Origin of the sequence: Pseudomonas sp. sp1636 (genome assembly GCF_030376615.1) — a bacterium.
Lineage (GTDB): Bacteria > Pseudomonadota > Gammaproteobacteria > Pseudomonadales > Pseudomonadaceae > Aquipseudomonas.
The window spans coordinates 91,801-106,598 of sequence record NZ_JARRAB010000012.1; the positions used below are offsets into that span (position 1 = coordinate 91,801).

9 protein-coding genes and 1 pseudogene are annotated in these 14,798 nt (G+C 65.0%); 3 read left to right on the forward strand and 7 right to left on the reverse strand.

Features of this window, described 5'->3' with window-relative positions; translation table 11 throughout:
• Window positions 1–56: 56 nt before the first annotated feature.
• The 7 genes from P8H27_RS13495 to bcsR form a co-directional block, all read right to left on the reverse strand.
• Window positions 57–929 (reverse strand): c-type cytochrome, encoded by an 873-nt coding sequence (locus P8H27_RS13495; protein ID WP_289638089.1) that lies wholly within the window; start codon window positions 927–929, stop codon window positions 57–59.
• Window positions 930–1,857: 928 nt separating this feature from the next.
• Window positions 1,858–5,307, reverse strand: coding sequence for a cellulose synthase complex outer membrane protein BcsC (gene bcsC / locus P8H27_RS13500; RefSeq protein ID WP_289638090.1), 3,450 nt, complete (start codon window positions 5,305–5,307; stop codon window positions 1,858–1,860).
• Window positions 5,304–6,410 (reverse strand): cellulose synthase complex periplasmic endoglucanase BcsZ, encoded by a 1,107-nt coding sequence (bcsZ, locus tag P8H27_RS13505; RefSeq protein WP_289638091.1) that lies wholly within the window; start codon window positions 6,408–6,410, stop codon window positions 5,304–5,306. The genes bcsC and bcsZ overlap by 4 nt, the downstream gene beginning before the upstream one ends.
• Window positions 6,411–6,417: 7 nt before the next feature.
• A complete protein-coding gene (gene bcsB / locus P8H27_RS13510) occupies window positions 6,418–8,634 on the reverse strand; it encodes a cellulose biosynthesis cyclic di-GMP-binding regulatory protein BcsB (RefSeq protein WP_289638092.1) in 2,217 nt (738 codons plus the stop codon).
• Window positions 8,631–11,222: a UDP-forming cellulose synthase catalytic subunit gene (gene bcsA, locus P8H27_RS13515; protein ID WP_289638093.1), complete on the reverse strand. Its 2,592-nt coding sequence runs from the start codon at window positions 11,220–11,222 to the stop codon at window positions 8,631–8,633. The genes bcsB and bcsA overlap by 4 nt, the downstream gene beginning before the upstream one ends.
• Window positions 11,219–11,950 (reverse strand): cellulose biosynthesis protein BcsQ, encoded by a 732-nt coding sequence (gene bcsQ / locus P8H27_RS13520; RefSeq protein ID WP_289638094.1) that lies wholly within the window; start codon window positions 11,948–11,950, stop codon window positions 11,219–11,221. Before bcsQ ends, bcsA begins: the two co-directional genes overlap by 4 nt.
• A gap of 1 nt (window position 11,951) precedes the next feature.
• Window positions 11,952–12,170 (reverse strand): BcsR/BcsP family cellulose biosynthesis protein, encoded by a 219-nt coding sequence (gene bcsR, locus P8H27_RS13525; RefSeq protein ID WP_289638095.1) that lies wholly within the window; start codon window positions 12,168–12,170, stop codon window positions 11,952–11,954.
• A 311-nt stretch (window positions 12,171–12,481) separates the two neighbouring features.
• Here bcsR and P8H27_RS13530 point away from each other — a divergent pair, with 311 nt between their 5' ends.
• The 3 genes and pseudogenes from P8H27_RS13530 (at window position 12,482) to P8H27_RS20720 (ending at window position 14,797) form a co-directional block, all read left to right on the forward strand.
• Complete coding sequence (locus tag P8H27_RS13530) at window positions 12,482–12,622, forward strand: hypothetical protein (protein ID WP_289638096.1); 141 nt, start codon at window positions 12,482–12,484, stop codon at window positions 12,620–12,622.
• Window positions 12,623–13,711: 1,089 nt separating this feature from the next.
• Window positions 13,712–13,942: pseudogene (locus P8H27_RS20715) on the forward strand (HAMP domain-containing protein); the annotation flags it as partial.
• Between the two features lie 141 nt (window positions 13,943–14,083).
• Entirely contained in the window at window positions 14,084–14,797 is a 714-nt protein-coding gene (locus P8H27_RS20720) for a methyl-accepting chemotaxis protein (RefSeq protein ID WP_374761355.1), read from the forward strand.
• Window position 14,798: the final 1 nt, after the last annotated feature.

The window sequence follows — 14,798 nt, forward strand, 5'->3', positions numbered from 1 at the left end:
GCCAACCCCCTGCAAGGTGTCGTCCCGCTGGGCCGCAGCCCGCGACGGAAGCGCTGTTATTTGAATGTCGCGAGGTACGCGACTAGCTGGTCGATCTGCTCGGGTGTCAGCGACTCGGCATAGTTGCTGGGCATGAACGAGGTGCCGCCGGCCGAGTACATCTCGCCCGGGTACAAATAGGCACTGGGTGTGACGATGGATTCGCGGATGTACGCCTCGACGCTGTCGGCGTTGCCCTGATAGTCCGCAGAGGCCATGACTGTTTTGGCCCGCGCGGCCAGTCCGGCCTGGGTCGGCCCGGCCAGGTTCACGCCGGGGGCGATTGAGTGGCAGGCATTGCACGCCGGGGTCGCCGTGCGGAACAGGACTTCGCCAAGGGCGATGGGGTCTGCTGCCGTGCCGCTGGCCGGGGCCGTGGCGGGCGGCATGCGCTCGCTGCTGCGAGCGGATCCATAAGCGTCCTGCTGCGCCAGGGTCAGGTCGGTGCCGGGGATTGAGGAACCGGCCACTAAAATCGGTCGTGGCGGCCAGCCCTGATTATCGACATTGGCCACCCAGTCGAAGAAGGCGATCAGCGCCGCGATATCTTCGTCATTGAGATTCTGGTTCGGCATCAACCGGCGATGGCGTTGCTCGTTGTAGAACTTCGCCGGATTCTTGAGGAAGGCCGTCAGGTAAGGCGCGCCACGCAGCTGGGAGATCTTCGTCAGGTCAGGCGCGTAGTAGGCGCCCTCGCCAAAGAGGGTGTGGCAGTTGATGCAGTTTTTCGCGTGCCAGACGTCCTTGCCACGGGTTACTTGCGGGGTGATGTTCTCGACGTTGGTTAATCTGGCGAACTGCCGGTGACTGTCCACGGTGAGGCCGAGGAAGATCACCGTGGCGATGGCTGTAGAGATGATGGCAAAGGAGCGGGTTTGTCGTTTGTTCATGGGAATGCCTCAACGGCCAGTCAAACGCCGATGCCTGTCCAATAGGTAATGCTGATGCCCGCCGCGTACAGAATGGCGATGAGCATCAGCGCAAGGACCGCGAAGCTGAGTATTCGTAGCGCTTTTTCCAAGGACGTATCCCTCCTGAGGAGTTGCATGGCCGGCCATCCGCCAGCCTGCGACACCGGCGCCGCCGGGTGACTAACCGTTGCCGGATATGCGCCGCGCCGTGACCAATCCGATCAGCGATCGCCGATCGCCCATAGCACGTGTTCGGCCTGTTAGGTCAGGCACATCCGTTCGTTGCTGCGCAGCAATGGCCTGCGCTCACCGGGCTAAACCTGGGCGGGGTCTTGCCGGCAATGAACCCTGATGGGCTCGGCTAGGCAATGGCTGGGAACGAGTCGGCCGGCATTGAGCGTCAGGCCCATCACTTCGCGGCAGGGGTTGCTGGCCAGAGTCTGGGGGCGAACCTCGGGGAGCAGGTCTGCGCGATGCAAGCGGGCAGCTTCGCCAGACGGTGCATGCTTCAAGGCCATGGTTTACTTTCGTCGTTCTGCCTCGTGTGGCCTTGAGGCTAGTAGGGTCGATGAGGGCTGTCCAATCACGTCCGGATGAGTGGTTCGTGTGCGGCTCGCTCGTGCGCTACGGGTCGATAGGGCCGGCCCTTGAATAGCCTTAAGCGGCCTATTTCACCCACGGATCTTGGGAGTAGGCTTTAACGCGCCAGGGCGCGTTGGCGATAACGCCGTGTGATCCTCGGCAGCTGCCCGCGGCTTTGCCTTGGTGCGTATCGGCACCTCGCGGCCTGATCTCTACTGCTGGCGAGTACTGAAGTGCCAGCGGGTCAAGTCCGACAGGCTCCTACAAAAACGCTACAGGTGCCCACAAGCCCGCGGTTTGCGGGCTTGTGGCTGTTGCACTGGGCTCAATTGAACTGGGCGTATTCCTCCAGGGGTTCCGGGGGCATTTTCAGGTCGCCACTCCAGGGGGTGAAGCTATAGCGCAGGTAGAGCAGGGCGCCGCGCGGCTCGTAGTCGCTGCCCACCGAGCGTTCCATGCCGAGCATGCCGCCGACGAACCAGTTCGGCGTCAGCCGTCGTTCCGCCGAGAAACTGAAACGATAACTGAAACCGTTGCTGCTGCCGCCCTGGAAGATCGGGTTGCCGGCTTCGCTTTGCCAGTCGCTGCGGGTCGGGAAGTAGGGCGAGTCGTCGCTGCGCGACCAGGCGAAGCCGGTGGCGGCCTCGGCGTAGACCGACCAGTCGCCCCAGCGCTGGGCATAGTTGATCGGCACCGAGAGCGACTGGTACTGCTGCGGGCTGTAATAACCGCCGTGGCCGAAGGTGTAGCCGCTGAGGTCTTTCTGGTAGTGCCAGTACATGGCGTTGCCGCCGATGCGTAGGCGCCGGTCGGGCTCGTCGACCAGTCGGAAGTAGACCCCGGCCATCAGCCGGTAGCGGTCATTGTCTTCCACGTTTTTGCCGGTGAGGCGATGTGCCTGCAGGCTCGACCAGATGCCGTAGCGGCCACCCTCGTCGTAGCTCAGGCCCAGGCGGATGCCGTTGGCGCGCACACCGCCCCAGGTTTCGCCGGTGCGTGGATCCTCGGTGCCGGCGTAGGACAGCAGCGAGTTGTTCAGTGCGCGGCGCGAGACGTCCAGGCTCCAGCCCAGCTTGGCCAGGTCGCCCTTGATGCGTATGCCGCCGACCAGATCCTGCACCGGGAAGCCCAGCGGCGTGCTGCCGATGTCCCACTCCAGGCGTTCACCCCGCCAACCCGCGGCTACGGCGGTGCCTTGCTCGCGCTGGTGGCGGTCGCCGCGATCGCAGGCTTCGCCGCGTTGCGGGCAGAGGATGACGCTGCCGAAGTCGCTGGCCTCGAGCAGGTTGTCGAAGCTGCCGTTATCCAGGGTCACCTGCTCGGCACGCAGGAAGCCCCGGCCGCTGCCCAGTGGCTGAGCCGCTTCGACATTCAGGTTATCCGCCTGTAGGTCGGAGAAGCCTGGCGTGCCGCTGCTTTCCAGGCGGCTGTACTGCAGGGTGACGGTGGGTGCCTGGCGCAGGTAGAGCTCGGCGGAATCGCTGCGGATGCTGCGGGTGAGCCAGTCATCTTGGCCATCGGCCCGGGTGCTGCGGGTGAAGGCCAGGGCATCGTCCGGCGCCAGGGCGATGCCGCTGCTGCGCATGGCCTCGCGATAGGCCGCCAGCGCCTGTTGCGGTTGGCCGCCGGCCAGGGCCAGGCGCCCGCTGTCGCGCCAGATCCAGGGGTCTTCCGGGGCGGCGAGACGGGCCTGGGCCATGGTTTGCTCGGCCTTGGCCTGTTCGCCGAGTTGCAGCCAGAGATTGGCGATGCGCCGTTGTTGGCTGGGCGAGGGGGTGGCTGGGGCAAACGCCTCGAGGCGCTGCCGAACATCGGCGTCGCGGCGCTGCTGGGCCAGTTCGATCAGGCTCAGTGCGGCTTCGCTGTTGTGCGGTTCGAGTTGCTGAGCCAGTCGGTACTGGCGCTCCGCTTCTGCTCGGTCGCCCCGCCGTTCGGCCCATTCGCCGAGCGTCAGGGGGATGGCGACCTCGTCTGCAAAGTGGCGTTGCTGCAACTTGAGGTAGTCGCCGGCCGCATGCTCACGCCCCTGGGCATGCAATCGGCGGGCATGATCCATGGTCTGGCCGAAACGCAGGCGCCGATCCAGGGCACGCATGTCGTCGTCCCATTTGCCGCTGGGCACCTTGGCCAGGCTGTCCAGGGCTTGCTGGGGGCGATCCTGGCTGGCCAGGAACAGGCTGTGGGCATAGCGCGAGGGCGGGTCGTAGGGTGCGCGCAGCAACAGGCCGGCAAAGCTCTGCTCGGCATTGGCATCGCCGAGCCGAGCGCGAGCCTTGGCCAGGTCGTAGGCGATCCAGGGATTGTCCGGTTGCAGGCGCAAGGCCTGCTCGAGACTGTGTTTGGCACTGGCCCAGCGCTGCTGGTCGGCGTGTTGTTGGGCCTGGCTGACCAGTTGGGCAGCCTGCAGGCGGTTCAGCTCGGGTTCGAAGCGTTGGCGCTGATCGGTCGACAAGGTGGCGATGATACGCCGTGCGCGTTCCGGCTGGCTGGCACTGTAGAGGTTGATCAAGCCGCGCTTGGCCGCAAGGTTGCTGCTGTCGCGGCTCAGCGCCGCCTGGTAGTGGCGTTCGGCGCCGCTGATATCGTTGCGCTTGGCCTGAATAGCGCCCAGGCCGTTGAGCGGTTCGGTTGCTCTGGGCTTGAGTTTGGCGGCTTGCTGGTAAAGCTGCTCGCCGCGTTCGAGCTGGCCCTGTTCGACCGCTGCGTCGGCTTGCTTGAGGGTGGCCCAGAAGCGTGATTCACCGATCAGGGTTTGCCACTTGCCCAGGTTGTCGATGTTTTCCTCGTGGCTGCGTGCCCGTTCGTACAGCGCCAGGGCTTCCTGTTGTCGGCCCTGGCGCTGGCGTAGCAGGCCCAGCGCGCCGAGAGTCTGGGCATCGGTGGGGAAGCCCTGCAGGGCCAGTTGCAGGTCGCGCTCAATGCTCGGGTAGGCCTGCGAGCCGCTGTCGAGCAGGCCCAGCGCACGTTGTTTGGCCTGGAAGGAAGGGTTGCCGAGCAACTGTTCCTGTTCGGCCAGGGCTTGTCTGGCGATCTCGTCGGCATCCGGATACTGCTTCAGGTAGCGGCGCCAGAGCGCGGCGCTGCGCTCGCTGACCGGAAGCCGTTCGAGGCGGTCTTGCCAGACGCGGGCGACGCCATCGCGTGCATAGGGGTCGCTGGCCAACTGTTCCAGATCGGCATGGGCGGCCTCGCTGAATGGGTCGAGAGCCAGGCGTTGCCTGGCCAGGGCCAGGCGGAAGTTGCTGCTGTGCGGATACTCCTGAACCAGGCTTTCCAGGCCATGCAGGGCTCTGGATTGGCCTTGCGCGGTATTGGCCAGGGTCTGCCAGTACTCGAGGGCGTACTGGCCGCTGGGAAAACTGGGTTTGAACAGGCTGTCGTAAATCGCCAGCGCCTCCTCGGGGCGCCCGGAGCGCGCCAACAACCGAGCCTGCTGCAGGCGTTCCTTGGCCTCGGGCTCGGTGAGCTCCAGGTGCAGGCGGGCCAACGCCAGTGTCTGGCTGTCGGGGGCGCTACGGTTCAGGTGGTCGAGGGTGACCTTGGCTTCGCTCAGCTGGTTGTTGCGCACTTGCAGGCGGATCAGCGCAGCCAGCCCCTCGGGGTCGTCGGGATTGAGCTTGAACAGTCGATACAGGCTTTCCTCGATCAGCTCTACCTTGTTGCGCGCCTCCCCGGTGCGCACCTGTTCGAGTAGTTGCAGGCGGGCTTCGCCGGTGTCGATGGCCTGGGCGCTGGCGCTCAGCAGGAGCAGGGCGAACGGTAGGTACTTGGTCATGAGCATTCCTCTAATGACTGTGGTTGCAATGTCCCGCGCGGTGAAAAGCGATAGCGGCCTTCGTTCCAACCCTGGCCGAACAAGCTCAGTACATGGTCATAGTAGGCGTCGGCTTGCAGAGGCTCGGCGGCCAGGCGGGCCAGTTGCTCTTGCAGCAGGCGCGGTTCTGCGGTTCTGCTGAGCAAGGGCAGTAGCGCCGCCGAAAACCCCGGCGGGCCATGCCCTTCGGCCGCGCCGGTCAGGCTGTCGACGCGCAAGGGGGGGCGGCCATGCTGCTGGAGGTAGCGCAACATCGGCTCGAAGCGCTGCGCGAAGTTGTCCGTCTGCTCGTTGTCTGGCGCCTGCATGCCCGCCCACAGGTAGACGCGGATGGCATCGTAGCTGCCTTGCCAGCCACCCTTGGCTGGCGCCTGCCATTGCCCGTCCTGCCACTCCACCCAGTCGGGGGCGAAGCCCTTGGCGCTGGTTTCTTCGAGCATGCGCCGGGTCGGTTCGAGCATCGCCGCCCAGATGCTGTCCGGGTAGCGGTGGGCGAAGCTGCGCAGCAGGGGCAGGGGGGAGTAACTGGGGTTGAGGGTCCAGCTGTTCTGCCGGGAAAAGCCCTCGGCGCCGGGCAGCAGCAAGGGGCCGAGTTGCGGCAGTTGGGCGACCTCGTGATGCTCGATCAGCGCCAGTTGCCGGGCCGACAGGCGTGAATAGCCGGGCTGCTGCCAGAGCCTGCCGGCTTCCTGCAGGCTATAGGCCAGCCACAGGTCGGCGTCCGCCGCGGAGTTGGCATCGAGCACCTGCCATCGACCCTCCGGGCTGCGCCCCCAGAGCCAGGCCTGCAGGTGCCGCTGCAGGTCGCCCTGGGCCAGGTTGTTCTCCGACCAGCGCAGCAGGCGCGCGAAGGTTTGCCGATCGCCGGCTGCCAGGGCGAAGAACATGGCATAGGCCTGGCCCTCGGAGGTGGTGACTGCCCGCGGGTCGCCAGGGTCGATCACCCGGCCGCCGGCATCGATGAAGCGCTGTTTGAATTGCTCCCACAATGGCCACTGGCAACTGGCGTGCGCGGGGTTGCCGAGCGACGCCAGAAGTAGCAATACGGCCATCCATAATTTCATGCGCACCTCAGTCGGGGGCTTGCAGCCTGCGTCTGGCCAGCAGGCCGAGCATGCTGAACAACACGCTGGCCAGCAGCACGGCGCTCAACGAGGCCAGGATTACCAGGAACAGCAGGTGGTCGGCGAGGTGGAACCAGAGCATCAGCCACCAGGGCAGGCTGCCGACGTAGTAGGTTTCGCCGAGCGCGGCAGAATCGATGTGTTCCCCGTGCATCAAGGTCACCGAGCCCGCGATCCTGGCGCGGCGCTGATTGTCGAGCAGGCTCTGCTCGATCAGGCCGTAGCCGCTTGCGTCTCCCGCCATCATTGCGATCACGCTGCGCTGATCGTCGAATGGCGACTTGAAGCCTATCAGGGCCGCCAGCTCGGCAGCGGCGTCACTGGTTTGCCGGCGCGGGGCACGGCTGCTCGGGTGGCTGAGCTTGGCGGCGACCTGTTCGGCCAGCGCGCTCAGCTCCGGCCCTTGCGCGCGGCGGAATGCTGGCACCGCAGCCGCCACTATCAACAGGTCACGTTGGCTTCGCCCAGCCTGCTGCCAGTCGTCGCCGATGCTCAGGCGTGTGGCGGGGTAACCGGTATGGGCAGCGATGCGTCCAACGATGGCCAGCAGCAACGACAGCTCGGCCTGGCTGGGCTGGGGTGGCATCAGCACCAGGGTCTGCGAGAGATCGGCGAAACGGCTGTAGGGGTAGCCGGATGCTGCGAAGGCCTGCAGGTCGGGCATCGCCTTGTAGTGATGGAAGGCCGAGAAGTCGATGCTCGAGTCGGGGTCGATCGCCGCCTGAATGTTCATCGGCAGGCTGGTGGCGCAGTTGCTGTCCTGGCTGCAGCCTGGCAAGGCATTGAAGGTAAAGTTCATGCGCAGTTCGTTGTGTGGGCCGATGCGCTGGGCCGGGATCAGAACCCGCTTGCTGCCGGGCTGGTGCGTGAGCAGGGGCAGTTGTTGCTGCGCCAGGCCGGCGATGTTGCCTGGTGCCGGGTCGTTGAGGGGGAAGGCCTGGACGAAGTGGTCGTTGATGCTGATGCTGAGCAGCGAAGACTCCTTCTGCAACGGCGGCGTGTAGCGGTAGCGCAGATCCAGGGGCACTCCAGGGCTGCGCCAGATGAACAGATCCGCCGGCACCTTGAGGGCAAGGCTCAGTGGCGGCGGCACCAGACCGCTGGCCTGCAATTGCAGCGGGTTGTCGAGCAGTTCGCTGAAGTGCGTGGGGCCATCGCTGTTCACCCAGTTGGGGGCGTCGTAGGGTTTTCTGGGGGGCATTTCGGGTTGGTTGTGCAGGGTGCTCGCGGGCCCTTTGAGGTTGTTGCTGCCCAGGGCGACGGCGCGAGCGGCGGTCAGCACTTGTTGGTCATCCTCGCCCAGCACCAGGAGCAGTTTGGCGAAGGGCGCGGACGGATGGTCGATGATGGCCAGCGTGGGGGCGCTGACCCGTGGGTAATCCTTGAGGAAGGCGGGGCGTTGTTGGTTGTTGGCCAAGACCACCGCCGAACGGTTGGCCGGCAGGCCGCCGATGAAGGCGGGGAAGGCGGCGCCGCGCCAGCTGCTATGAATACCGAACCAGGAGGCGAGGACGGCCGCGGCGGTCTGCTGGGTTGAACTGGGCGCGCCGCTGAAAACGAACGGCAGCAGCAGCGGCGCCTTGTCTCGGTGATCGAAGAAAGGTTCCGGCAGAATGGCCAGATCGTTGCTGGCCTTGAGGCGCAGGACGCTGAGCTGCAATTGACTCTTGGCGCTGAAGTCCAGCCACAGGCTGGCGTGCATGGGGTCTTCGGGCGTGCTGTCGCTGCTGCCGACCAGCTCGAAACGCAGGTGGTTGAAGTCGCGGATGAAGCTCGTGTCCAGCGTGAGGGTGCGATTGACCTCCTGGCCAAGCTCCTGGTCGAGGATCGGCAGCACGCCCATCAGTTCGTCATTGAGGTACACCTTGACGTGGGAACGTTTGGCGTTCAGCGCCGGCGAGGGGGTGTAGAACAGCTGCAGCTCGGCGGCACTGATCAGTTCATCGCTGCGCACGCCGAACTCGGCGTAGAGGTGGCGCAACATGTTGCGCAGCAACAGAACCCCGGGGGAAGACAGCTCGCCGAGACTGAGGCTGCGCTGGTAGGTGGCCGGCTGCGGCGTATCCGTTACGAGTGGCTCCGTCGGGGTGGCCAGGGCGCCGAGCGAAATCAGCAGCGCGACGATGGGCATGAGCACGAAACGGGCGAAATGTTGGCGCATCATAGGCGTGACCCTGGCTGGACGGTGCAGAACACGGGGCTGACCGGCACGAAGGAGGCGAGCCATTGGCCGGTGCCGCGGCCAAAATCGATCAGGGGTTGCAGGCAGGGCGGGGCATACAGCAGCGTCTGTCGATAGCCGCTGAGGCCGACGCGGGCGATCTCCAGCAGGCTGCTGAGCGGTTTGTCCTGGTTGAAACCGTCATGCCAATGCGCCCAGGTGTCGGCGCGGGCAAAGGTGCATTGCACGAAGCGGCCGTGGCGGCGCAGATCCATGGGTTCCAGTTCGGCGCCGAGGATGCCCCGGCTAATGCTGCGGCCGCGGGCGGGAAACTCGAACTCCTCGTGGCCGCGCCTGAGTTGCAGCGACAGTGTGGCGACCTCAGGCAGGGTCAGGTGGAGCCCCTGGGGTAGCCGGATGCTCACGCCTCCGTCCGAGTAGTTGAGCAGCGTGCAGGGGTAGGCGTGTCCCGAGGGCAGGCGGATGCCCGCTGCGAGGCGCAGCTCGACCCGGTGCGACCGGCGAACCTGGCGGACTTCTGCCGCCACGGCCAGGGCGCCGCCGAGGATGATCAGGTTGTACAGCACCCAGCACAGGCTGATCAGTACGGTCAGACGTTCGTCGCTCGCCCCCCAGAGCAAGCGGTAGAGACCAAACAACAGGCCGATGCCGTTCAGGGCGGCGAGCATCAGGAAGGGCTTGGCCATCTTCCAGTCGAACAGGTCGTCTTCGATCAGGCCGCCCTTGGCGGTGACATTGAAGGTGCCCTTGTGCGGGTTGAACAGCGCGACGCTGGTGGGCCGGGCGATATACCAGGAGAGTACGGTTTCGTAGATTTCACTCCAGAACGAATGGCGGTACCTGCCCTGGATGCGTGAGTTGGTCATGGTGCTGTGGACGATGTGGGGCACGACGAACAGCAGGATGAGCAGGGCCGGGGCATAGATGATGTAGGCATGCAGGATCAGGAAGGCCAATGGCGCGGTGAGGTAGATCAGGCGTGGCACGCCGGAGAGAAAGTGCAGCATGGCGTTGAAGTAGCAGAGCCGCTGCCCGAGCGAGAGGCCTTGGCCACACAATGGATTGTCGAGCCGGAAAATCTGCACCATGCCGCGGGCCCAGCGGATGCGTTGGCCGATGTGCGCGCTGAGGCTTTCGGTGGCCAGGCCGGCGGCCTGGGGAATGCGGATATAGGCCGAGGTCCAGCCGTGGCGGTGCAGGCGTAACGAGGTGTGGGCGTCCTCGGTCACGGTTTCCACGGCGAAGCCGCCGATGCTGTCCAGCGCGGCACGCCGCAGGATGGCGCAGGAACCGCAGAAGAAGGTCGCGTCCCAGAGGTCGTTGCCATTCTGGGTCAGGCCATAGAACAGGGTGTTTTCGTTGGGGGTCTGGCGGAAATTATCCAGATTGCGCTCGAAGGGATCGGCCGAGAGAAAGTGATGGGGTGTCTGCATGACGCCGAGCCGGGGGCTGCGCAGGAACCAACCCATGGTCATCTGCAGGAAGGAGCGGGTGGGAATGTGGTCGCAATCGAAAATGGCGATGAACTCGCCGCTGGTCTTGAGCATCGCCGCATTGAGATTGCCAGCCTTGGCATGGCGATTGTTCGTGCGGGTCAGGTAGCCAACCCCGGCTGCCGCGGCGAACTGGCGGAATTCGTCGCGCTTGCCATCGTCGAGAAGCCAGATATTGAGCTTGCTCTGCGGCCAGTCGATGCCGAGCGCCGCAAGCACGGTCGGGCGCACCACCGACAGGTCTTCGTTATAGGTCGGGATGTAGATGTCGACGCTCGGCCAACTGGCCGTGTCGTCCGGCAGCGGGCAGGGCTGGCGGTCGAGGGGCCAGATGGATTGCAGGTAGCCGAGGATCAGCACCAGCCAGGAATAGCTCTCGGCTGCCAGCAGCAGCAGGCCGCAGCTCAGATCCAGCGGGTCGTCCCAGTTCAGGGTCGAGCTGTAGCGCCACCAGAAATAGCGGCTGGACGCCAGGATCGACAAGACGATCAGGATCAGCGTTGCACGGCGTCCGGAACAGCGGTTCACCCCCAGCGCCATGAGCCACAGCAGGCTGGCGAACAACGCCTGTTGGTGCAGTTCCAGCGGCTGGGTGACGCACAGCGCCAGCACCGGCAGGCCGACTAACAGTAACGGCATGTGCCACCAGTTGACCGGGCGTTCGGGGCGTTGCGCGGCAGGCTGCTCGCTGACCGAGCGCCCGGGGCGGCGTGCCAGTGCCCGCTGCAACAGCGGCTCAAGCACCTGTCGGCAACGGTTCAACGCGGATCGGTGCGCCTCGGCCAACCCGGCAAACCTCTGCCGGCGTTGGGCTGCTGGTTGTATCAGCAGCAACCACAGGCTCTGCAGCAGCACGCGCAACGGATCGGCCGGGCGCAGGCGTAACCAGTGTGCCTGGGGATAGAGCTGATCCCTGTGCGTCAGCAGCCAGCGCCAACTGGCCGACTCCAGGGTGAACAGCGTCCAGCACAGGGCGTGGGCAAGCCTTCGCAGCAGACCCGGGGGGTGGGGCGGTGGGGGCTGCTCTGCCTCGCTGGGCAAGGGCTGCGCTGCTGGTGGTTGGGTGAACTGGTTCATGGGTCTTGCACCGTCTTGATGCACCAGTTCGCCAGGGCGAGAAAGTCCTGCATGGCCAGGGAGTGCGGTGCGCTTTCGCCCAGCAACTGTTTGCGCGCCAGTGCCTCGCGAACCGCTTCGTCCTCATGGATCACGTAAGGCACCAGCAACTGGCCGAGGGCCAAGCGCCAGAGGGTCAGCAGGTCGTGCGACAGTTTGAGCGAGGGTTGCAGGCGGTTAATCAACCAGTGGTGGTTGCGCGACAGGTGGTGGTTGTCATGCAGCTGGTGGCTGAGCAGCACATGGCAGGCGGGATCCGCCTCCAGCACGTGCAACCAATGGAGGTTCGGCTGCTGACCGAGGCGTTCGCTCAAGTCGAGAGACGCCGGGATATTGAGCAGGACAAAGCAGTCGCTCGCCGGCGCCAGTTGTTGCAGGGCGTGTTCGAGCCAGGCAACGACCTGCTCGGGGTCGTAGCCCCGGGTCGCCTGACGGTCAAATGGCAGCACGTAAACCCGTTCCTGCTGGCGAAAGGCGGCAATGCTCTGGACAGAACTCTCCGCTCCTCGGTACGCCCAGGCCGAGGGTTCATCGTAGGGCAAGCCGAAATGCAGGCCGAGGATGTTGTTGGGGCACAGATCGATGGCCAGTACGGGCTGGTGCAGAATGGCCAGGGCCGAGCTCAGACCGGCCACTATCGAGGTGGAGCCGCAGCCGCCGCGTAGCCCCTGTATGGCAATCAGGTGCACCTCAGTCTGCCTTGACCAGATTGACGGTCTCAATCACTTGTAGCAGCGGGCGCAGCGTTTCGTTGAGCAGCGGCCAGTCGGCGACCGCGGCGAGCACGGCCTGTTCATGTTGCAGTTCTGAATAATGAAAGGCCTTCAGTTGGTAGTGCTCGAGGAGAAAGCTGAGGTCTTCCTGGGATTGCAACGCCGGTCGATCTACTTCAGCTGGCTGGAAGTCCATGGTGGTGTTCTCGTGTCGTGTTGGTTGGCGATTCTTATTGTCAAATAAATGACTTTTTTGCATGCGTTGCGTACAACAATGTCATGTTAGTGGCGTTCGGCGGAAAGTGAAGGAGGCCAACACCTGTTATTGATCTGCGACAGTTTTTCTGCTAGTAGCGGCCGTCTGCGTTCCAGTGAAGCTTCTCGCCGCCAGGGTTTGCAACTCCAGCCAGGGTTTCCGACCGGCGGCTTGGCCAGGTTGGCCGGGGGTTGAGAAACCTTGGCGAGGCAGTCGAGACAAGGCGAAAACGGTGGAGACGTAGCGAGCTGGTGATCCAGCTGCTGTCCTTCGCCCAGGCCGAGGCGATGAACGCCTGCGCGGCCCATTTGCCCCATGGCGCCGGCGAGTTCGAGCGTTGCGGCATTGCCAGCCAGGCCGGTGAGCGCGTTGGCGTGCCGCGCGTGGCCTAGGCAGGCATGGCCTATACTCGTACCCGCGATCGTTGCGAGATGCGGCGCCCCTGAACCAGGCCCGCCAACTTGTTCTAAAAACGACCTGCACATAACTAAAAGTACAACTGCCCCGGTTACTGGCTTGTCGCCAGCAGCCGCATGCTTCTATGTTGCTGCGTCAGGTTGGCGAACCAGGGTTCGCCAGTGACTGGGGGGAAGGGGGAATCTATGTGGACTGGTCTGCAGCGGCATGTCGCCAATTTGAGTACCGCGAAGAAACTGGCCCTGGGCTTTGCTGTGGTGTTGGCGCTCACCGCGGTGGTTGCCGCTACCGGTTATTCGGCGCTGCGTGAGGTCGGTGTGCGCTCGGCCTTGCTGGAGCGCATGAGCGCGATCAACACCCAGGTGCTGCAGATCCGCCGTAGCGAGCAGGATTTCGCCCTGACGAACGACGCCGGCCATGTCGAGCGCCTGCACGAGCAGAGCGAGGCGCTGCTGGCGCGTAGCGCAGCCCTGCAGGCTGAGCTGCCGAGCGCCGATGGGCAGGTGCTGAGCGAGGTCGATAGTGCCGTCGAGCAGTACCGCGCGGCCTTCGACCGTTATGTTGAGCTGACCGATAACATGGGCCTGTCCCTGGAAGCGGCCAATTGGCTGGTGGTGAGCGCCGCCAACAGCCTTGAGCTGCTCAAGGAAGGCTTGGCCGAGGATGGTATCGATCTGCTCAAAAGCAGCCAGGGAACCCAGGGCGCCGAGTCGGTGTTGCAGGCCGGGCAGATCGGCACGGTTCACCAGTTGCTGCTGCAGGCGCTCGACCAGGCCCGCGTGCGCCTGCAGCAGAGCCGCAGTGCGGCCGAGGTCGCCCAGGGCGAGATCCAGCAAGCCCTCGATGCGCAGACCCTGGCCGGCGAATTGCGCGATGCCATGGCCAGTCCGGGCTATGCCTCGGTGCTGGCGGAAGTCATCGGCAACGTCGACTCGTTCAATCAACGGCTCACGGAGTACAACGGCCACTTGCGCCAGCAGAAGCAGGAGTATGCCCTGCTGGTGCAGCAGGCCGAGCGCATCGTCGCGCTGGTCGAACAGGCTTACGCCCGGCAGAAGGGCGCCATGCAGGTGCAACTGCAGACCAGTGGCTGGTTGATTGTGCTGGCCGCGGCGTTAGCCCTGGTGATCGGGTTGCTGGCGACCCTGGCGATCACCCTGCTGATCGTGCGTCCGCTCAAACAGGTGATCGAGCAGGCCCGGCAGATCGCCGAGGGCGACCTCAGCGCGCGCATCGAGGTGCGCCGCCGCGACGAAGTGGGGCAGTTGCAGGCCGCCATGCAGGGCATGTCGAACAACTTGCGCGAGATGGTCGGCCAGTTGCAGGGAGGGGTGAGCCAGATTTCCGCTTCGGCGCAGTCGTTGTCGGCGATCACCGAGCAGACCCGCCTGGGCGTCAATGGCCAGCGGGTGGAAACCGATCAGGTGGCGACCGCCATGAACGAGATGACCGCCACCGTGCATGAGGTGGCGCGTAACGCCGAGGCGGCGGCCGCTTCCACCGAGAACGCGGATAACCGGGTCAGTCGCGGTGCCGAGGTGGTGCGCCAGACCCTGGTGCGGATCGATCAGTTGGCGGCGGCGATGGATACCACCACCCAGAGCATCGAGCGCCTCAGTCAGGACACCCAGCGTATCGATTCGGTGCTGGATGTGATCAAGAGCGTGGCCGAACAGACCAATCTGCTGGCCCTCAATGCCGCCATCGAGGCCGCCCGCGCCGGCGAGCAGGGCCGCGGCTTCGCCGTGGTGGCCGATGAAGTGCGCGCCTTGGCCCAGCGTACCCAGCAATCCACCGCGGAAATCGAAGGCCTGATCGCCACCCTGCGCGAGGGCGCGCGGCGCTCGGTGGCCGACATGCAGCAGAGCGGTGCCCTGGTCGCGCATGTGGTCGAGGATGCCAATCAGACCGAAGGTGCCCTGGCCGGGATTGCCGAGGCGGTGACCCTGATCTTCGAGATGAACCAGCAGATTGCCGCGGCCGCCGAACAGCAGACGGCGGTGGCTGAAGAGATCAGCCGCAGCGTCACCTCGATTCGCGATATCGCCGATCAGTCCTCGGCGGCGATGGACGAGACGGCTGCTTCGAGCACTCAGCTGGCCGCGCTGGGCCGCGAGCTGCAGGGCATGGCCGGGCATTTTCGCTTGTAGT